Source organism: Alicyclobacillus vulcanalis (genome assembly GCF_900156755.1).
GTDB lineage: Bacteria > Bacillota > Bacilli > Alicyclobacillales > Alicyclobacillaceae > Alicyclobacillus > Alicyclobacillus vulcanalis.
In genome coordinates this window covers 35,995-54,894 of record NZ_FTOO01000008.1, presented here as the reverse complement: position 1 = coordinate 54,894, position 18,900 = coordinate 35,995, and the positions used below count along the sequence as shown (strand labels likewise).

At 63.7% G+C, this 18,900-nt stretch carries 19 protein-coding genes; 3 read left to right on the top strand and 16 right to left on the bottom strand.

The window, feature by feature from the left end; genetic code table 11:
* Window positions 1–13: 13 nt before the first annotated feature.
* The 6 genes from BW934_RS09990 to BW934_RS09965 all read right to left on the bottom strand — a co-directional run bounded on the left by BW934_RS09990 (window position 14) and on the right by BW934_RS09965 (window position 5,420).
* On the bottom strand, window positions 14–880 hold the full coding sequence (locus BW934_RS09990) for a tetratricopeptide repeat protein (protein ID WP_076347676.1): 867 nt from the start codon (window positions 878–880) through the stop codon (window positions 14–16).
* Window positions 881–969: 89 nt separating this feature from the next.
* Window positions 970–1,971 carry a biotin--[acetyl-CoA-carboxylase] ligase gene (locus tag BW934_RS09985; protein ID WP_076347674.1) on the bottom strand — a complete coding sequence of 334 codons (1,002 nt, stop codon included), beginning with the start codon at window positions 1,969–1,971 and terminating at the stop codon, window positions 970–972.
* Window positions 1,931–3,154: a tRNA cytidylyltransferase gene (locus tag BW934_RS09980; RefSeq protein ID WP_076347672.1), complete on the bottom strand. Its 1,224-nt coding sequence runs from the start codon at window positions 3,152–3,154 to the stop codon at window positions 1,931–1,933. The genes BW934_RS09985 and BW934_RS09980 overlap by 41 nt, the downstream gene beginning before the upstream one ends.
* A gap of 4 nt (window positions 3,155–3,158) precedes the next feature.
* A complete protein-coding gene (gene bshA / locus BW934_RS09975) occupies window positions 3,159–4,313 on the bottom strand; it encodes an N-acetyl-alpha-D-glucosaminyl L-malate synthase BshA (RefSeq protein WP_076347670.1) in 1,155 nt (384 codons plus the stop codon).
* Window positions 4,314–4,342: 29 nt separating this feature from the next.
* Window positions 4,343–5,071, bottom strand: coding sequence for a 4-hydroxy-tetrahydrodipicolinate reductase (dapB, locus tag BW934_RS09970; protein WP_076347668.1), 729 nt, complete (start codon window positions 5,069–5,071; stop codon window positions 4,343–4,345).
* Window positions 5,064–5,420, bottom strand: a complete 357-nt coding sequence (locus BW934_RS09965; RefSeq protein ID WP_076347666.1) for a nucleotide pyrophosphohydrolase — start codon at window positions 5,418–5,420, stop codon at window positions 5,064–5,066. Before BW934_RS09965 ends, dapB begins: the two co-directional genes overlap by 8 nt.
* A 130-nt stretch (window positions 5,421–5,550) precedes the next feature.
* On the opposite strand from BW934_RS09965, the gene ylbJ reads away from it, so the two are divergent.
* Entirely contained in the window at window positions 5,551–6,837 is a 1,287-nt protein-coding gene (gene ylbJ / locus BW934_RS09960) for a sporulation integral membrane protein YlbJ (protein WP_076347664.1), read from the top strand.
* An 81-nt stretch (window positions 6,838–6,918) separates the two neighbouring features.
* On the opposite strand, the gene BW934_RS09955 is transcribed toward ylbJ, so the two are convergent.
* Entirely contained in the window at window positions 6,919–7,722 is an 804-nt protein-coding gene (locus BW934_RS09955; RefSeq protein WP_076347662.1) for an undecaprenyl-diphosphate phosphatase, read from the bottom strand.
* Window positions 7,723–7,895: 173 nt separating this feature from the next.
* On the opposite strand from BW934_RS09955, the gene BW934_RS09950 reads away from it, so the two are divergent.
* Both BW934_RS09950 and BW934_RS09945 read left to right on the top strand, forming a co-directional pair.
* On the top strand, window positions 7,896–8,945 hold the full coding sequence (locus BW934_RS09950) for a YkvI family membrane protein (protein WP_076347660.1): 1,050 nt from the start codon (window positions 7,896–7,898) through the stop codon (window positions 8,943–8,945).
* 56 nt (window positions 8,946–9,001) lie between these two features.
* Window positions 9,002–9,880 (top strand): YitT family protein, encoded by an 879-nt coding sequence (locus BW934_RS09945; protein ID WP_076347658.1) that lies wholly within the window; start codon window positions 9,002–9,004, stop codon window positions 9,878–9,880.
* Between the two features lie 34 nt (window positions 9,881–9,914).
* Here BW934_RS09945 and BW934_RS09940 read toward each other — a convergent pair whose 3' ends face one another.
* The 9 genes from BW934_RS09940 to trpD form a co-directional block, all read right to left on the bottom strand.
* Window positions 9,915–10,487 (bottom strand): YpiB family protein, encoded by a 573-nt coding sequence (locus tag BW934_RS09940; RefSeq protein ID WP_076347656.1) that lies wholly within the window; start codon window positions 10,485–10,487, stop codon window positions 9,915–9,917.
* Window positions 10,488–10,622: 135 nt separating this feature from the next.
* Complete coding sequence (locus BW934_RS09935; protein ID WP_076347654.1) at window positions 10,623–12,020, bottom strand: hypothetical protein; 1,398 nt, start codon at window positions 12,018–12,020, stop codon at window positions 10,623–10,625.
* Window positions 12,021–12,317: 297 nt separating this feature from the next.
* Entirely contained in the window at window positions 12,318–13,163 is an 846-nt protein-coding gene (locus tag BW934_RS09930; RefSeq protein WP_076347652.1) for a prephenate dehydrogenase, read from the bottom strand.
* Between the two features lie 7 nt (window positions 13,164–13,170).
* Entirely contained in the window at window positions 13,171–14,202 is a 1,032-nt protein-coding gene (gene aroF / locus BW934_RS09925; protein ID WP_076347650.1) for a 3-deoxy-7-phosphoheptulonate synthase, read from the bottom strand.
* An 88-nt stretch (window positions 14,203–14,290) separates the two neighbouring features.
* Window positions 14,291–15,094: a tryptophan synthase subunit alpha gene (gene trpA / locus BW934_RS09920; protein WP_076347648.1), complete on the bottom strand. Its 804-nt coding sequence runs from the start codon at window positions 15,092–15,094 to the stop codon at window positions 14,291–14,293.
* The gene (gene trpB / locus BW934_RS09915) at window positions 15,078–16,292 is read right to left on the bottom strand and encodes a tryptophan synthase subunit beta (protein WP_076347646.1); all 1,215 of its coding nucleotides are present in this window, start codon (window positions 16,290–16,292) and stop codon (window positions 15,078–15,080) included. Before trpB ends, trpA begins: the two co-directional genes overlap by 17 nt.
* Entirely contained in the window at window positions 16,270–16,971 is a 702-nt protein-coding gene (locus tag BW934_RS09910) for a phosphoribosylanthranilate isomerase (protein ID WP_076347644.1), read from the bottom strand. Before BW934_RS09910 ends, trpB begins: the two co-directional genes overlap by 23 nt.
* Complete coding sequence (gene trpC / locus BW934_RS09905; protein WP_076347642.1) at window positions 16,968–17,771, bottom strand: indole-3-glycerol phosphate synthase TrpC; 804 nt, start codon at window positions 17,769–17,771, stop codon at window positions 16,968–16,970. The genes BW934_RS09910 and trpC overlap by 4 nt, the downstream gene beginning before the upstream one ends.
* A complete protein-coding gene (trpD, locus tag BW934_RS09900) occupies window positions 17,768–18,817 on the bottom strand; it encodes an anthranilate phosphoribosyltransferase (protein WP_076347640.1) in 1,050 nt (349 codons plus the stop codon). The genes trpC and trpD overlap by 4 nt, the downstream gene beginning before the upstream one ends.
* Between the last annotated feature and the right edge of the window lie 83 nt (window positions 18,818–18,900).

The window sequence follows — 18,900 nt, the reverse complement described above, 5'->3', positions numbered from 1 at the left end:
CACACTCCCGCCGTTAGTTTGTCCGTTCATCCTCTAAGCCCATTGTACTCGATGGGCCGTCTGTGCGCTCGTGCGCTTCAGCGCCGTGGCGGCTGAATTCAGTGGCTAAGAACACCGGCGCGTGGCGACGCCCACCCGCTGTCACCGCCTTTTTCGCCAAGCATGCGGCCTCTCGAACGCGCCCGTCCCTCCATGCGAGCAAGCTCCAAATCTCGAACGCGATTGGCACAAAGCGCGTATCCGCGGCACAGCTCTTCGCCCAGGCCGCGGCCAGCACATCTTGCCCGAGGGCGAACGCGAGCGCGCCGAGCGCGCGCGCCATTACCTCGTCGGTGACCCCTCGTCGCGCCGCAAGATGAAGGTCGCGTTTGGCCTGCCGCGGCATGCCGGCCAAGTGGGCACACCACGCTGCCAGCAGGCGGCAATCGCCGTCTGCGCCATCGCACTCCCGAAACGCCACGGCCGCCGCGTCAAACGCGCCGGCACATGCACAGGCGCATCCCAAACGGTACCACCCGCCGGGCCAGTCGGGACACAGCATCAGCGCGCGCTGCCACGACAGCGCCGCCGCGGCGAAATGGCCGCGGCGGTAATACACGTCCCCCGCCGTGCGAAGCAAGGCAAACGCGTCCTCCACGCGGTCGGCCCGTTGCCATCCCACGGCCAACGCCCGATCCGCCTCGCTCCATCGCCCATCCCCGGCGCACGCGCGGGCGAAAAGCGCGTACGCCGAGCTCGGGCGCGAACCGAGTGCAATGGCGCGCGCTGCCGCTCGCTTGGCGCGCGCGTAAAGACCCAGTGCGAGCGCCCCCCGCGCCTCCTCAAGCGCCGATTGTGCCCGCCACGCCCACATGCCGTCCCCCGCGGTGAACCCGTTCATGCCATCGCCCCCTCGCGGCTAGGATCTGCGGCTCGGGCCTCGGCATGCCCGGAAATGCGAGCGCGTTTCGGGGAATCCTGACGCGTGAGCTAGACCTGTTCGCGCTCGGAGAACAGCACCTCGCCGCTCACCACGATGCGCGTCACGCCGGGCGCGGTCTCGAGGACGAGGCTGCCATCGGGCTGAATCGCCCGCGCGATGCCTCGCACGCGCTCTTCTCCCACCGCCACCTCGACCGCCTGACCCAGGGTGGCGCAAAGGGATGTCCACTCCGCGTAGACGGCTTCAAAGCCGCGCCCATCGCGCAAGTCGCGGTACAACCGGTCCATCTCGGTCAGGATCTGCGCGAGGGTTCTCGGGCGATCGAGCGGCGAGCCCGTCTCATGGAGCACGGTCGTCGCTCGATGACGGATATCCTCCGGAAGCTCATCGATGGGGAAGTTCGCGTTCAGGCCGATCCCGATCACGGCGTGATCGACCATCTCCCCTTCTGCCCGGATTTGCGCGAGAATGCCGCACACCTTTTTTCCGTTGAGCAGGATGTCATTGGGCCACTTGATCCACGCCGGGACCCCTTGGCTGCGCAGGGACCGGCAGACGGCGAGGGCCGCCAGGAGCGTGAGGTCGGGAGCGTGCCGAAGCGCGCAAGGATTGCGCACGAGCACGGTGAACCACATGCCTCCGCGGGGCGAGGCCCAGGCGCGATCGCGTCGGCCGCGCCCGCCGGTCTGTTCCCCGGCGGTGACGACGGCGCCGTGCGGCAGTCCCTTTTCCGCCAGCTCAAGCGCCGTATCATTCGTCGACGCGCGCGACTCGGCCCAGAGGATCGGCGAGCCGAGCAGACAATCCGCAGGAAGGTGCGGCTGGACCAACGGCGCCATGAGCTCGTCGGGCACCCGCACGACGCGGTAGCCCACCCGCGGCGACGCCTCGAACACGAACCCCACGTGTTCAAGCGCCTTAATGTGTTTCCAAATCGCCGTCCGCGACAGGCCTAGCCGCTGACTGAGTTCTTCCCCGGACAGCGGCCCATCGGCCTCGGAAAACGCCTCAATCAGCCGATCTCGCACCCGGCTGTCCTCCAAGGCCATGACCGTCATCCTCCTTTCGCCACGCCATGACTAGCCGGCGCAGATCTTCGCGGCGGTTCTTCATCTTGCCGCTGAGCACCGCCTTGACCAGCGCCTGCTGGTATTCGCCGATTTCCTTTCCTCGAGCCCCCATATCCATCAGGTCTCTCGCCGGGAGAGCGAGATCCGCTCGGTCCCACAGCGGCTGGTTGCAGATGGCGCGCTTCCAGCGGGCCCGTTCGAAGAGGTCGCCGCAGGTCAAAAACGCGATCATGCGGGCCGCCATCACCGCAGCATCGTAACCGGCCTCGTACAGCATGAGGGGCGACGTCGCGTCGGCTCCACCCAACCAAGCCCGCACCAAGCGCACCGCCCGCTCGACGCTGTGGGCGACATCCTTGCCATACGCGAGGGATTCCGCAAAACGTTTGCCGCAAAGAGGTGCATCTTCGTCGAGCCCCACAAACCACAGCGCTACGCTGGGCCAGCCCGGCGGGGGCGCTAGCGAGAAGGGGCGTCGAGCCGCAAGCCATGCAAAGCCTTGCTCCAGCCAGGCCAGCGGCTCTCCCCTTTGCCGCCACAGGGGCAGCGATGCGAGCCAGTCGAGGTGCTCGTGCCAAGGTGCGCATGCGAGCCGCTCGAGCTCCCGCCCAATGCGCTCCAGGGCAATCGGGCGGATGGCATCCACCTGTTCCACGAGGGCCCGCTCGGTCGCCGGATCACACGCGAGAGACAACTGAACGACAAAGCGAACCGCGCGCACAAGGCGCAACCCGTCCTCTCGAAACCGTTCGACGGGATCGCCCACCGCACGAAGCAAGCGACGCGCCAGATCTTGTCGGCCGCCGAACGGATCGACGAGCCGTCCCGATCGATCGAGTGCCATCGCGTTGATGGTGAAGTCACGGCGAGCCAAGTCGGCCACCACGTCATCGACAAACTCGACGTAATCAGGACGCCGGCCGTCTGCATACGGACCTTCCGCGCGAAAGGTGGTCACTTCCATCCACTGGTCCCGGACGCGCACCGAAACCGTGCCGTGTCGAATGCCGGTGTCGACGGTGCGATCAAACAACGATTTCACGATCTCCGGCTTGGCGTTGGTCGCGATGTCCAGGTCCGCAGGCGCGCGGCCGAGCAGCAAATCGCGCACGGCCCCCCCGACGAGGTAGGCCGAGTACCCGGCGCGTTCGAGCACTTCCATCGCGTCACGCGCGGGAGCCGGGATGACGAGGGTCGCCGGATTCAGCCTGCATCACCTCGCGGTAGAGCGCCTCATATTCGCTCACCTTTTGATGGACGTGAAACTCGCGGACGGCTCGCTCGCGCCCACGCTCCGAGAACGCCGCGTACAGGGCGTCGTCGAGCAGCAGTTGACAGGCGAAGCCCGTCATTTCGCGGATGTGGCCGACCGGCGCAAGAAAGCCCGTCTCGCCGTGCACGACCACCTCTGGAATTCCGCCCGACGTCGATCCCACGACGGGCACGCCACACGACATGGCCTCGAGCGCAACCAGGCCGAAGCTCTCGCTTTCAGAGGGAAGCAGGAAGAGATCCGCCGCCGCAAAGAGCGGCGCGACTTCATCCTGGCGGCCCAGGAAGTGGACGCGATCCGACAGACCTTGCTGCTCCACCTGCCGCTTGGCGGCGCCCAAGTCGGGACCCTCGCCGACGAGCAGGAGCTTCGCGGGCATCCGCTTTGCGACACCGGCAAAGACGGCGATCACGTCATGGATTCGTTTGACGGGTCGGAAATTGGAAATGTGCAACAAGACGCGCTCTCCATTCGGCGCGAAGTAGCGTTTGAGATCTCCCCCACACCCAGGGCGAAACACGTCAGGGTCGACAAAGTTGTAAATACAGTGAATCCGCTTGTCGGTCTCGAACAGCCGAACCGTGTCGGCGATCAGGCTTCGACTCACCGCCGTCACCGCGTCGCTTTGCTCGATGCCCAGCTTGATGATGGACTTGAGGCTCTGGTCCTGGGCGAGCACGGTGATGTCGGTGCCGTGCAGCGTCGTCACGACGCGGACGGGATGATGAGCCATCTCCCTCGCCAAGTGAGCGCAAACCGCAAACGGAAGCGCGTAATGCGCGTGTAACACGTCGAGCTCGTACTCGTCCACCACCCGCGCCATGAGACTGGCGAGTGCGAAGTCGTAAGGCGGCGTCTTGAGAACCGGATAGGTGATGGGCTCGATCTGATGGATATACACGTGCTCCACGAAGCCGCCGAGCCGAAACGGAACGTCGGTCACAATAAAGTGGACCTCATGTCCGCGCCGCGCCAGCGCCTTGCCGAGCTCTGTTGCAACGGCGCCAGAACCGCCCACCGTCGGGTAGCAGCTGATCCCCACGCGCAACGGCGCATCTCCTTTCCCGAGCGCGCTTGTCACCATAAAAGCTTGTCCAATCCGTAGACCAGACCTCTGAGCGTCATCACGCGGCGCACAGCCAGGACGAGGCCGGGCATAAAGCTCTCGCGGCTCAGGGAGTCGTGCCGCAACGTCAAAGTTTCCCCCGTTCCGCCGAAGATCACTTCTTGGTGGGCCACGAGGCCCGGCAGGCGGACGCTATGGATAGGCACGTCGTAGGCGACCTCCATCATGTCCTTCGTTCGGAGCGCCGTGCCGGATGGCTTATCCCGTTTCCCGTCGTGGTGCAATTCAATGATCTCTGCGCGAGGCATCCACCGCGCCGCTTCGCGCGCAAACCGCATCATCAAAAGCGCCCCAATCGCGAAGTTCGGACAGACGGCTGCCCCGACCTGCTGCGCTTCGGCCAGGCTCGTCCACCGCGCCACATCGCTCTCCTGATAGCCTGTCGCGCCGACCACGACGCGGACGCCACGCGACAGGGCGAGATCGACATGCCGAACCACGGACTCTGGACCCGTCAAGTCCACCCACACGTCCGGTTGCTCGGTGCTCAAGAGCTGCTCAGGATCGTCGTACACCGCGCCATAGGAGGCGAGTCGCCTCTCTACGTCGTCCGACTTCCTACGAACGAGAAGACCGCAAAGGGAAAGGTCCTCTTCGCGCCCAAGCGCTTCGAGCGCTGCCTGCCCCATGCGTCCAAGCGCTCCCGCGAGCGCCACGCGAACGGGCTCCCGATTAGCCATTCGCTCGCCCCCCTTCGTCGAGGTCGTCCCGCCCGGCGCGCGGTGTCCACCGATTGCGGTCGCGCGTGCGAAACTTGTTCATGGTCGCCGCAAACGCCTCCTCCAGATCGATGCCGAGCCGGTTGGCGAGACACGCGACGACAAACAGAATGTCGCCCATTTCGAGCGCGATATCGCCCTCCGGCTCGTCGGGCTTTTTCGGCTTTTCGCCATAATGGTGGTTGACTTCACGCGCCAATTCGCCAAGCTCCTCCGCGAGCCGCACGACCAGCGTCATGGGCTGGAAGTAGCCCTCCTGGAATTGGGCGATGTACCCATCGACTTCCTTCTGCATCTCCGACAGATGCACGCGCCTCGCCTCCTCGCGTCCCTCATTATACCGGACCGGCCCTCCTCAAACATAAACGAACGGGCTTGTCATAAGCATGTATGGACGATCTCGGGGCCAACATGGGGTCCCGCAAAGGAGGGAATCGCCCTTGCAGAGAGAGAGACGCGGGCACCAGAGCACCGTTCTCTTGGCCATCATGGCCGTCGTCTTTACCCTGGCGCTCGTGATCTACCCTAAGGTCGGCTACGAGGCTGGTATGCAGGGCCTCAAGGTGTGCTGGGAAATCATCATCCCGTCGCTCTTGCCGTTTTTCATTGTGTCGGAACTGCTGCTCGGTCTTGGCGTCGTCCGCGGCTTCGGCGTCCTCTTGGAACCGCTGATGCAGCCGCTGTTCAGCGTGCCTGGCGTTGGCGCCTTCGCCCTGTCCATGGGGCTCGCCGCGGGCTATCCCATGGACGCCGTGATCACGGCCCGCTTCCGGCAGACCAAGCAGTGCACGCGCATTGAGGGAGAGCGGCTCTTGGCGTTTACCAACACCGCCGATCCGCTGTTCATGTTCGGCGCCGTCGCCGTCGGCATGTTCAAGTCGCCTGCGCTCGGAGCGCTGTTCGCCCTTGCGCACTACATCTCCTCGTTCCTCGTGGGCGTCGCGTTCAAGTTTTGGGGCCGGCGCGATCCCGACCACCTGCGCGAGGTCCAAGAGCGTGAAGTGACGCGCCCGAAGGGCAACTTGTTCGTGCGCGCCTATCGCGAAATGCTGGCTGCGCGCGAGGAGGACGGGCGTCCTTTCGGAAAATTGCTCGGCAATGCGGTGAGCGAATCCGTCCAGACGATTCTCATGATCTCCGGTTTCATCGTGTTCTTTGCCGTCGTGATCGAAATTCTCGAGGTGAGCGGCATCATGGCGGTGATCGGCTGGCCGCTGGCGGAGATGTACCGACTGCTCGGCATCCACACAGGGCTCGTGCAACCGACGCTCGCCGGCGTGCTCGAACTCGACATCGGCAGCGCCCAAACGGCTGTCGTTCCCGCCCCCCTGATTCAAAAGCTGGCGCTCGTCAGCGGCATTATCGCGTGGAGCGGGCTGAGTGTTCACGCCCAGGTGGCGAGCGTCTTGACGCACACCGACATTCGCATGCGGCCGTACTTCTTGGCGCGGTTTTTGCACGCAGCGCTCGCCGCGGCCCTCACGGTCATCCTGTACGGGCTCGGCGTTGGGCGTTCCGCGCAAGGCGCCATGGCGTCCTTGGCGCATCACCTGCCGATGATGACCGACACATCGACCTCTGGATTCTGGCACACGTTTGTCCACGCCATGTCGGGCAGCCTCGAACTGTGGCTCGGCATCTGCGCCGCACTTTTCATGTTCTCGGTCGGCATGCTGCTTTTGCGCCGAATCCGCGTCGTCGCCTTCTTCGTCCGTTCGCAAGGTTGACGTGCGCAGCATCACTGCACACAAACAAGGCGGCCAGGCGTCCCATGGAGCGACGCCTGGCCGTTTGTGCAAGGCTTTGTCTCACGCAAGGGGAGGAAACCAGCGGTGTTGAACGAGCTGATCGAATAGAATCCACGCTGCCAAAGCGAACGTGTAGACGGCGAACCACCGCATCCGAGCGCGCACGACGAGGCGCTGCGTGAAGCGCACGGAGGCGTACCCCATGACGAGAGCGGCGAGCATGCCCGCGAACATCGGGCCAGCCGATACAGCCGCAGAACCGTGCGCTTCGAAGAGATCGTCCAGTTTCACGAGCACGCCACCGAGGATGGCTGGAATGGACAGAAGAAACGAAAACCTCGTCGCCGCTTCGCGTCCAAGTCCTCGCCAGAGCCCGCCCGCGATGGTGAGTCCCGAGCGGGACAGCGCCGGCAGAATGGCCACGCCTTGCAGCGCCCCTATCCACAGGCTGTCCGCCGCCGTCATGGTGGACTCGTTCTTGTGACCCGCGTCCGCGGCGTCCATCCACCAAAGAATGACGCCTGTTAGGAAAAACTCCAGGCCGATGGTCACGCCGGAAGCAAACAGATCATCAAACCATTCTTCAAACAGCGCGCCGATCACGGCCGTGGGCAAAAGCGCCAGGACCACCATCCACGTCTCGCGAGCTTTCGGGTGTTGAATCAGCCAACGAACTTCTTTCCGCATCGCGTACAGGACGGCAAACAGCGTGCCCAAGTGCAGCATCAGCACAAAGGCCGTGTTGTTCTCGACGTCGACGTGCATCAGTTTCTGCAATAAGACAATGTGCCCGGAGCTCGAAATGGGCAAAAATTCTGTTAAACCTTGAACGGCGCCAAAGAGCACGGCTTCTCCGTAAGTCATTCTCTTCGTTCCCCCTCGAAACGGCAACCTCCTTCCCGCCAGCGTGGCAAAAGCCTTGACCTCTAGATGTATATGGACGGGCCGAGTGGAACATGTCCGACGGGAACAGCATGTCTGAACGACCCTTTTCATACGATGTACCGACGAGGACAACGTGGCGAGGGGGAACACAGGTGAAGTCGGTGAAACTCGCCTTGCAGATTGCCGCGGTTTATATTGGGACCATCGTGGGGGCCGGTTTTGCGTCAGGGCAAGAGGTCTATCAGTTCTTCGGCCAATACGGCCGGTGGAGCGCGGTCGGCATTTGCGCCGCCACGTGTCTGTTCGCATGGTGGGGATACCATTTGCTCGCGCTCGGCGCAAACTGGTCCGCCGCATCCTTTCGAGACGTGACAGCGAGCGCGTTGCCGCGCTGGCTGGCACGAGGCGTGGACGTCATGATCATCGCGATGCTGCTTGGAACCACGACGGCCATGCTGGCCGGTACGGGCGCACTCTTTCGAGAGCAACTGCACGCGCCGTATGCCCTGGGCGTGATCTGCGCGATGGCCGTGGCGAGTATCACGACCGCCTTCGGCGTCCGAGGGCTCATGGGTGCAAACGCACTCATCGTCCCCCTCCTGTGTCTGTTCGCGTTGGGCCTCGCCCTCGCGACGCTGGCCGATCCGGCCAAGCGGTGGGCCGTGTTTCATCCACACGCAGCGCATCCATCGGTTTTCGCAGCTCTCTTGTCTGCAATTCTTTACGCTGCGATGAACGTTGGGCTCTCCATGGGGGTGCTTGTTCCCCTCGGCGGAAAGTTGAATCAAGAACGCCGCGCCCTTCGCCTGGGAGCCGCGTTCGGCGCGCTCGGCCTTGGCGCTCTCTTGGCCGCCCTCACTGCGACGCTCTTCGCTCACGCCCCAGAGGCCTACACGTACGCCGTGCCGATGGGCCGGATCGCGGCCCTCTATCCGCGCGGTGTCACGCTCTTGTTTATTGCGCTGCTCTTTGGGGAAATCTATTCCACACTGGTCGGGAACCTGTACAGCCTCATCGGCGAACGAACGGTCACGAAACGACGGCGCTTTGGATATGCCGCCTTGTTGCTGTTGGCATGTGCGCTGTTTACTCCGTTCGGTTTTCGCGCGATTGTGCAATACGGCTACACGGCCTTCGGCTGGATTGCCCTGTGGCTTCTCGTCCTTTTGACGCTGTCGCGCCGCACGTTGAAGACGCGCTGACCCCGCCCGTATAATGGCTGATAGCACCAGCCATGACGGCAAGGGAGTCCCTCACCATGCGAAGATTTGAACGAGGTATTCAGTGGGGCGCCATCGCAGTCGGCGCCCTGATCTACGCCTTAGGCCTGAATGGGTTTCTTGTGGCCAACCACCTGGCTGAGGGCGGGTTTGTCGGCATTTCACTGCTCCTCTTGTACAAGCTGCACGTCCCGATCGGCGTGTCGTTTTTGATCTTGAACATCCCGCTGTTGATCGTGGCCTGGAGACAGTTCGGCCACGAGTTCGTGCTGAAGACCGCTTTGGGCGTGGCTGGCGTGTCGGCGTTCAGCGAGATCACGCAACCGGTGCGCATTCCCCTGCACGATCCGTTGCTCGCCGCGCTGTACGCGGGCGTGATCACAGGCATTGGGCTCGGCCTCATCTTTCGCGCCGGCGGCACCACGGGCGGATCGGATATCATCGCTCGACTGTTGCGCCACCACCGCGGCATTGGCATGGGGAAGACGCTCTTCGCCATCGACTTCGTCGTCATTTTGTCCGTGATGATGCTGATCGGCAAAGAGGTGGCGATGTATTCCTTGGTGGCCCTGTTCGTGGCAAGCCGCGTCATTGACTTTGTCATCGAAGGCGCCTCCAGCGGGCGCGCGATGATGATCGTCTCCGACCACCATCTCGACATCATCGAGGCGATTCACCGCGAGCTCGACCGCGGCACGACCCTCTTGCAGGCCCGCGGCGGATACACGGGGACAAAGCGCGAGGTGATTTACTGCGTGGTGTCCCGCGACGAGGTGTCTCGGGTACAGCGGATCATTGAACATCTTGATCCCCACGCGTTCGTGACGGTCAACCCGGTCCACGAAGTGCTCGGCGAAGGTTTCACGTTTGACGGAGAGGCGAGCTCGTCCGACAGGCGCCGAAAAAAATGGCTGTGAGGCTCACGCCACACAGCCCACGCCCGACCTCGGTTTAGGCCGGGGAATCTTCGAGATAGTCCCCGCGGTCAAACTGGATCAGCCGCTCGCTCGCCGCGAGAAACGCGCGCTTGTCGCCAGCGTCGAGCGCGGCATCCACGGCTCGCATCAGTTGTTCGCGCCGATACGCTCTCAACGCCTGTTCGATGACGAGGTCCGCCTGGACGGAGAGCATCTCGCGCACAGCCGGATCGAGGTCAGGCCGCGCGGGTTCCTCGAGGACAGAGGCAAACTCCGGACATGTGCTTCGGTCTTTGAAAAACAGCCCGACATAGATGTCCTCGTCCGGATGCTGGTACAAGTCCATGAACGCCTGCTCGACGTCCGTGGTGACCGGTTTGTTCCGCCGATAGTACCTGAACGGCGCCACGTGCACACACGTGGTGGATACCACGATGACGCGCGAAAACTGGCGAAAATGGTCTACGAAGTGAACGCGCTCGAGAATGTTTTCGCGCGACATCATGTAGCGCAGCAACATCTCGGCTTCACGGCTCTGCAATCGGTAGTTGGCTAGAAACCAGCGCAGGAAATGCTTCTTCTCCGCGACGCTCACGGTGGTTCCCATAGCCATTCTCCTCCCTGCTTCCCGAGGTCTCGGAAGCGTCCAGCGAGCATCCGCAAGTTTCGAATTGTGTGTTCATTGTATTCTGTGAACGAGCTCGCTTTTCCTGCACCCGACGTGTTTTTCCTTCCGCGATCCCTATGCCCACGACTCGCCCGTCGAGCGCTCCTGGACGTCGGCCGTCTCGCGAGCGGCGTCTGCCCATTGGCGCAGCATCTGCTCGACGTTCTGCGGGATCCCGTGGAGCGAGTGCCGCGCGACCAAAGCGCGCCAGGCATCGAAGTCGTGCCCTTCGCGTATGCCGCGGGCGACGGTGTGGGCCAGCACCCGGTACGCGCGGAAACCGTCCGACGGAATGCTCTCCACGAACGGAGCAAGAACCTCCTCCAGGCGTGGATCGGGCGACACGACGACCAGTTCAAAGTTGGGCTGTACGACAAGCGCCGGCCGGCGGTCGTTCAGGTCGGCGGTCGATTCGGCGTCGCCTTGTGATAATAATTCTTGACCGAGTTCGGTCGTTTGAAACCACTCTGGTGGAGAATCTGGCGCATCAGAGCCAATTCTGGCGACGCCGAGATGCACGAGCATGTTGACGATCCGCTTTTGCCAGACGTCCTCCACCGTGTCGTAGTAAAACGCGTTTAAGAAGGGTTGACACACGCTGCGCAGCGACCCGAGGTCAAGCCACGCGCCGCTCAGGCGGCGAAGCAGCCGCAACACATCGGGCAAGCGCGGTATGGGTCCCCGGTAGCTCACGACGTAGTGGCGCAGCAGACGGCGGAGCTTGACCATCGTCCGCCGAGACGCGAACGAGATCCAGCGCGCCTCATCGACGCGAACTTGCCCGTCCTGCTCGACGATCACGCCCTCCTCACAGGCAAAGTCGTAGACGAGCGCGAGGCGATCGGGATAGGCAAAGGTGTGTTTTCCGTAGCCAAACCTCCAGCGCGGGAGCTCGAGCGGCTCCTCGACGGCCATCAGCTGCATGAGCTGCTCCAAATTTCGCTTGTACATGGCACCGGTGGTCGTGAGGCGGACGTCGTGATCGCGCACGTAGGAGACGAGCGTCTCGAGGTCCACGAGCATGAGGTCCTCTTCGTCGCGCACAAAGGGCGGGTCGTCCAGACGTCGTATCACGCGGGATTGCCAAGCCTTCAGGTAATGAGCGTGGCAGGCGTCGTGCACGTCGTCCGGCACCATGAGGGGAAATTTCGTGGCGGGATCGGGATGCACATACAACCACCCGGCTGCGAGGGCGCGCTCGAGCGCGTCGGGCCCGTACGGGGCCAAAAGAGAAGCCATCTCCTCCCGCGCAAACGCGTGCCGCGGCTGGAGCACGATGCGCCGTAGGACTTCATCCCAATCGTTGCACCAACGCTCGACCATCCGCTGCCGTTCGTCGGGATCGAGCCAGGCCTCGAGAATCGACTGCAGGATGTCGAGCTTGGAATAAGGGACGCAGGGGACTTGAAGCGAATGTGCGATGCGCTGGAGCGTGGGGACGGACGCGTGATTCAGGCATTCGTTTAGGCGCATGCGGCTTCCCTCCGCACTGTTTTTGCCTATCGTTCCCTAAAAGATGCATTTTTAACCTGACCACACGAGCGTTTGTGGATGGCCCGCCGCGTGAGGACATCCGCGAGAAGGCGACCGGCTCGGGCGAGAAGGCGAAAACGAAAAAAAAAAAAAAAAAAGAGGAATTCGCACGCGGCGAATTCCCAAACAGGAGATTCTGCTAGGAGTGGAGAGAAATCAGAACATAACACCCTTCGACTTGAATGATACACCGCTCTGTAAACGCTGTCAATACCACATCTGCTCCGATTTTTCAGATTACTTCTTGGTTCTGGCCGCTTCGGCTCGCTCGCGGCGCCGCCTTGCCTCCTCCAGCAGAATCTGCACGCCGGCCGTGTCTTTTCGCTCCAAAGCCGTACGAAACGCTCGCGCCGCGGCCTCAAACTGGGCCAGCCATGCGATGACGTGATCGCGATTGGCCTCGAGCGTCTGAATCCAAAATTCCGAGGGCGACGCCGCCAGACGTGTGACGTCCCAGAAAGCCGGACCGGCGACCTCGGCGAGCATGGCGGGATCGGTCTGCCCGGCCAGCGCAGCGCACTGGCTGGCGAGGTGAATGCCGTGGCTCACCTCGGCCATCCGCCGGTCGTGCTCGTCCGCGTCGTCGACGTAAACCACGCGCGCGCCAAGCCGAACGACGAGGTCCTCGATCTCGCCGGGAGGCCTGTGGGTCTTCAGAAAGATCCAGGGTCGACCTTCGAACAGCGCCTCATCCGCGGCGAGCGGACCGCCCTGTGCCTTCCCCGCCATCGGATGCGAGGGCACGGCGCGCGTGCCCGCGAGCAGCCGGTCCATCGCCTCGACCACGGGGCGCTTGACACTGCAGACGTCCATCACCCAGTGCGCCTTTCCGCGCAACCGCGGCAGCAGTTGGATGGCTGCCTCCACGGGCACGGCGAGCACCGCGAGATCGTAGTCGGCAGGCGCGCTCTCAACGGCATGCCATAGGTGGCGAAACGCGGACAGGGTCATCGCCTGCTCGCGATAGGCGGCGTCGACTTCTACGGCGTCCAATTCGAGATGCGGCATCCGACGAGAAAGGGCGAGGCCCATCGACCCGCCGATGAGTCCCGCCCCGATGCAGAGCACGCGCTTCAGTGCCATGGCTGCCTCACGCCAGGCTGACCGCTGGCTCGAACTGTCGCATCACCTGATGGATGGCCCGAACCTGACGCGCCAGCTCGTCGAACGTCTCGAGCGTGATCGTCTGATTGCCGTCTGACCACGCCTGCGTCGGATCCTTGTGCACCTCGACGATCACGCCATGGGCGCCCGCCGCGATGCCCGCCCTCGCCATGTCCATGACGTAACGCGCGTGGCCCACGCCGTGCGACGGGTCGACGAGCACAGGCAGGTGGGAGAGATGTTTCACCACGGGCACCGCGTTCAGGTCGAGCGTGTTGCGCGTGTACGTCTCAAACGTCCGGATGCCGCGCTCGCACAGGATCACGTTGGGGTTACCCTCCGCCATAATGTATTCGGCGGACATCAGCCATTCCTCGATGGTGTTGGAGAAGCCGCGCTTGAGCAACACCGGCTTGCCGGTCCGGCCCACGGCCTTCAGGAGCGGGAAGTTTTGCATGTTGCGCGCGCCAATTTGCAACACGTCAACGTACTCGGCGACGAGCGGGACGAGCCCGGGCTCCATCACCTCGGAGACGATGGCGAGCCCCGTCTCCTCGCGCGCTTCCGCCAAGTACTTGAGCCCTTCTTCGCCAAGCCCTTGGAAGGAGTACGGTGACGATCTCGGCTTGAACGCGCCACCGCGCAGCATGTGTGCGCCGCTGCGCTTGATCGCATGGGCGATTTCCAACAGCCCTTCGCGCGTCTCTACGGAGCACGGCCCCGCGATAAGCGTCGGCTCCGGACCCCCGACGACGTGCCCGCGAATCTCGATCTGCGTGTCGTCCGGGTGGAACGGGCGGCTCGCGAGCTTGAATGGGTAGCTTACCGTCACGAGCTTTTCTACGCCCGGCAACGTCTCGATACCAAGCTCATGCACCTTTTCCTTTGCGCCAATGACGCCAATCACAGTCGTCTCGACCCCGACAGACAGATGCGCCCCGAGCCCTTTGCTCTTGAGGAGCTCCATCACGCGATCGATCTCGGCCTGCGACGCGCCCTCCTTCATGACGATGATCATGTTTCTCTCTCCTCCAAGCCTATTTTCTGTGTGCATCATGTGAATGGTTCGAAAAGTCTATCACAATCGGCGAAGGAGGACAATCCCGCTAGCGCAGGTCGATGGCCTCCGTGGCCGCTTGCTTGAGCTGTTCGGTGAACGCCGCCACCTCCGGGATGGGATCTCGCCCCGCCTCGATGGCGTCCGCGATTCTCCGCACGTAAGCACTCCCGACAATCACGCCGTCCGCAAATTCGGCGATCTCGCGGACGTGATCGGGCCGGCTGACGCCGAAGCCCACGCAGGCCGGGAGATCGGTGTGCTTACGGACGAGATCGACCAAGGCGCGCACCTGCTGGGAGACCTGCTGGCGCTCCCCCGTGACGCCGAGCGAAGAGACGCAGTAGACGAAGCCCCGGGCCGCCCGCACGATGGCGCGCACTCGGCTTTCCCCTGACGTCGGCGCCACGAGCGGGACGAAGCAGATGCCGTGCTGCTCAGCTGCGTCCGCCACCTCGCCCGCCTCCTCAAGGGGCACGTCGGGGACGATCACGCCGTCCCCCCCTGCGGCGGCCAGTTCCGCGAAGAAGCGGTCGACACCGTATTGCACGAGCGGATTCACATACGTAAACGCGATGAGCGGCTTTGCCGACCGCTTCCGAAGGTCCGCCACGAGTCGCAAGCAGTCCACAAGGCGCGTGCCTTGCTTCAGACTACGTACCGCGGCGGCCTGAATGACTGGGCCGTCGGCCAGTGGATCGGAATACGGAAAGCCGATTTCCAGCATATCCGCACCTGCGTCGAGGATGGCAGAGGCGAGATCGAGCGAACGCTCGTAGTCGGGATCGCCAGCCACGACGAATGGGATGAGCAGCTTGTGCCCGGCTTGAAAGGCCTCACGAATGCGATTCATGCTCTCCGCCTCCCTCGCGAGCAGCGACCTGCTCGACGTCCTTATCGCCGCGCCCAGACAGGCAGACAATGACGATGTCGTCCTGGCGATACCGGCGCGCCTCGCGCACGACGTACGCAATGGCGTGCGCGCTCTCGAGCGCAGGGATAATCCCCTCCAACTTCGACAGGAGGAAAAACGCTTCGAGCGCCTCCTCGTCGGTCACCGGCACATAGGTCGCCCGGCCCGTCGCCGCCAAATGCGCGTGTTCGGGCCCGATGCCCGGATAATCCAGTCCTGCCGAGATGGAATGGGCTGGCTGTACCTGGCCGTACTCGTCCTGCAGGAGCATCGTCTTGGCACCATGAAGGACGCCCGGCCGGCCCTTGGCGATGCTCGCCGCGTGATAGGCGGTCGAGAGGCCGTGGCCCGCGGCTTCGCAGCCGACAAGTTCCACATCCTCGTCCTCGATGAACGGATAAAAGATGCCCATCGCATTGCTGCCGCCTCCGACGCACGCGACGACGCTGGTAGGAAGGCGCCCCTCGTACTCGAGCACCTGCGCCCGCGCCTCGTCGCCAATGACGCGCTGAAAATCGCGCACCATCATCGGATAGGGATGAGGTCCCACCACGGACCCGATGATGTAGTGGGTGTCCTCGACGTGCGCCACCCAGTGGCGGATGGCCTCGTTGGTCGCGTCCTTCAACGTCCTCGTGCCGGAGGTCGCGGCCACGACTTCGGCGCCGAGCATCCGCATCCGAAACACGTTCAGCGCCTGCCTGCGCATGTCCTCTTCACCCATAAAAACCGTGCACGCCAGACCAAACCGCGCGGCGACTGTGGCCGTGGCCACCCCGTGCTGCCCAGCGCCGGTCTCCGCGATGACCCGTCTTTTCCCGGTCCGCAGCGCGAGAAGCGCCTGCCCCAAGGCGTTGTTGATCTTGTGGGCGCCCGTGTGATTCAGGTCCTCTCGCTTGAGATAGATTTTGGGACCCCCGAGGTGTTGGCTCAGGCGCTCCGCATAGTACAGGGGCGTCGGCCGGCCTGCGTAGTTCTCCAGATAATACCGAAGCTCCGCCTGAAACGACTCGTCTCGCGAAAGGCGCAGGTAATCTTGCTCAAGCTGCAACAGCGCCGACATCAGCGTCTCCGGGACATAGCGCCCGCCAAACGCCCCATACCGGCCTGTCTCATCAGGATAAGGATAACGACTCATGGCCCCACGCCTCCATTGCCTGGATCAACTCATCAATGCGACCGACGTCCTTGCGCCCGCCAAGCTCGACGCCCGACGACACGTCGATGCCCGAGGGTCGTACCCGGCGCAACAGCTCCTGCACGTTTTCGGGCCGAATGCCGCCTGCGACCCACCAGTCAAAGTCGAACGGCACGCGCGCGATGTCCGCCAGGCGATCCCAGTCAAACGTCCGCCCGTGGCCGCCTGTGACACCAGGCTTCGCGTCCGCCGGGGGCTTCGCGTCGAGCAATAGGGCATCTGCGTCGGCCGCATGCGCCTTCATGTCGTCCAAAAAGCGCCTCGGATCCTCTCCCGGGTCAAACGCCATCGCGCGCCACACTTGAAACCCGGCCTCGCGCAGCCGTCGAGCCACGTCCGACGGTTCTCCGCCGTGCAGCTGCACGACGTCGACACCCGCAGTCCGCGCGACGCGAATGAGCTCGTCCCCGAGCCCTCCCGCGACCACCGCCACCGTCTTGACGTCCGGCCGTCTGACGTTCACGGCCTCGACCAACTGCCGCGCGTCTTCTGGAGCCACGTAACGCTTCGACGCACGCACCAAGACGATGCCCACGTGCGTGATGAGCGGGTGACGCAGAAACGACAGGTCGTCGCCGGGACGAAGCCCGCAGATCTTCACCGAAGGCAGGGACCTCACTTGGCCACCGCCTCGAGCGGGACACACAGTTCGGCCACCTGAGCGCGCACCGAGGCGAGATCCGCATGCCGCATGAGCAATTCACCCACGAGGATCCCTCGTGCCCCGGCCACGGCCATCCGAACCGCGTCGGCCCGGCCCATGATGCCGCTCTCGGCGATGGCCATCACGCCCTCCGGCAATCGGCTCAGCACCCGCTCCGACGTGCGCAGATCCACCTCGAACGTCCGCAAGTCGCGGTTGTTGATCCCGACGAGGGTGGGCGACGCCGCGAGGGCGGCCTCCACTTCCTCTTCGCCGTGCACTTCAAGCAGTACCTCTAAGCCCTTGGCCTGTGCGTACTTCGACAATTCGACCAGCCGGTCCGCGGGCAACGCGGCCGCGATGAGCAGCACGACGTCGGCCCCAGCGGACGCCGCCTCGTCCACCTGGATTTCGTCGATCACGAAATCTTTGCGAAGAACAGGAATGTTGACAGACGCGCGCACGGAGACCAGATCATCGAGGGTTCCGTGAAAGTACACCTGATCCGTCAACACGGATACGGCTGAAGCGCCGCCCTGCTCGTAGACGCGAGCGCGCTCGGCGGGATCGACCTCCGTTTGAAACACGCCCTTCGAGGGACTCTTGCGTTTGATTTCCGCGATGACGCCCAGACGCTCCGACCGGCGCAATCGCTCCGCAAGCGAGCGATACGGTGCGGTCCGCGCCGGAAAAGCCCCTTCCCGTTCGACGCGCGCGCGCAGTTGTTCAACTTCCCGACGCTTCGTCTCGAGAATCTGGTGCAAGATGCTGGTCATGAGCTGACCGCCTCCTTCGCGCCCGCCAACTTCTGCGATCCGTCGACAAACGCGTCCAACGTCGCCAGCGCGCGGCCGTCGTCGATGATGTGCGCCGCCAGTTGGACGCCCTCCTCGATGGACGCCGCGCGCCCGCCCACGTAGAGCGCCGCTCCCGCGTTGTACAGCACAATGTCGCGCTTCGGCCCACGCTCCTCGCCGCAGAGAACCCCGCGCACAATGGCGGCATTTTCCTCCGGCGTGCCGCCGCGAACGGCTTCAATGGGCGCCGCGGCCAGCCCCACGTCCTCCGGCGCTACCTCGTACGTTCGGACGATCCCGTCCTTGACCTCGGCAACCAGAGACGGGCCGGCGAGCGAAAGTTCATCCAAGCCGCCCGCGCCATGGACCACCAGGGCGTGTTTTGAACCGAGGCTTGCCAGGGCCTCGCCCACGATGGAGACAAGCTGCGGCTGAAAGACGCCGAGCACCTGGCGCTTGGCGCCAGCGGGGTTGGTCAAAGGTCCGAGGATATTGAAGATGGTGCGAAAGCCAAGTTCTTTGCGCACTTGGGCAGCGGCCTTCATGGCGGGGTGATACACTTGCGCGAACAAAAAGCAGAGGCCAACGGTCTGAAGGAGCGTCTCCGAGGCGGACACGGGCAGGTCAATGACAGCGCCGAGCGCCTGCAACACATCCGCACTGCCGCTTCGGCTTGAAGCCGCGCGGTTGCCGTGCTTCGCCACAGGAATGCCGGCCGCCGCTGCGACGAAGGCGACCGCTGTCGAGATATTGAAGGTGTCCTTTCCGTCGCCGCCCGTGCCGCAGGTATCGAGCGCCTCCTCAGGCGCCTGCAGACGAACGGCATGGCTGCGCATCGCACGCGCAAAACCAGCAATTTCCGAAGCCTTTTCGCCGCGGTGAGCCATCACGCTCACCACGGCCGCAGCCTGGATGGGCGAAACGTGGCCATCCATCCAAGCCTCAAGAAAAGATTCCGCTGTCTTTTCATCCATAATTTTACCTGAGACGACAGCACCAAGCGTTTCCCGGACCAGATCCTGCATAACTCGACTCCTCTCACCAGAGCACCCGGCTGGCGCTCTCCTCTGCCTCAACTCAGCTCGACTGACGTCCACAGAGCTGTTAC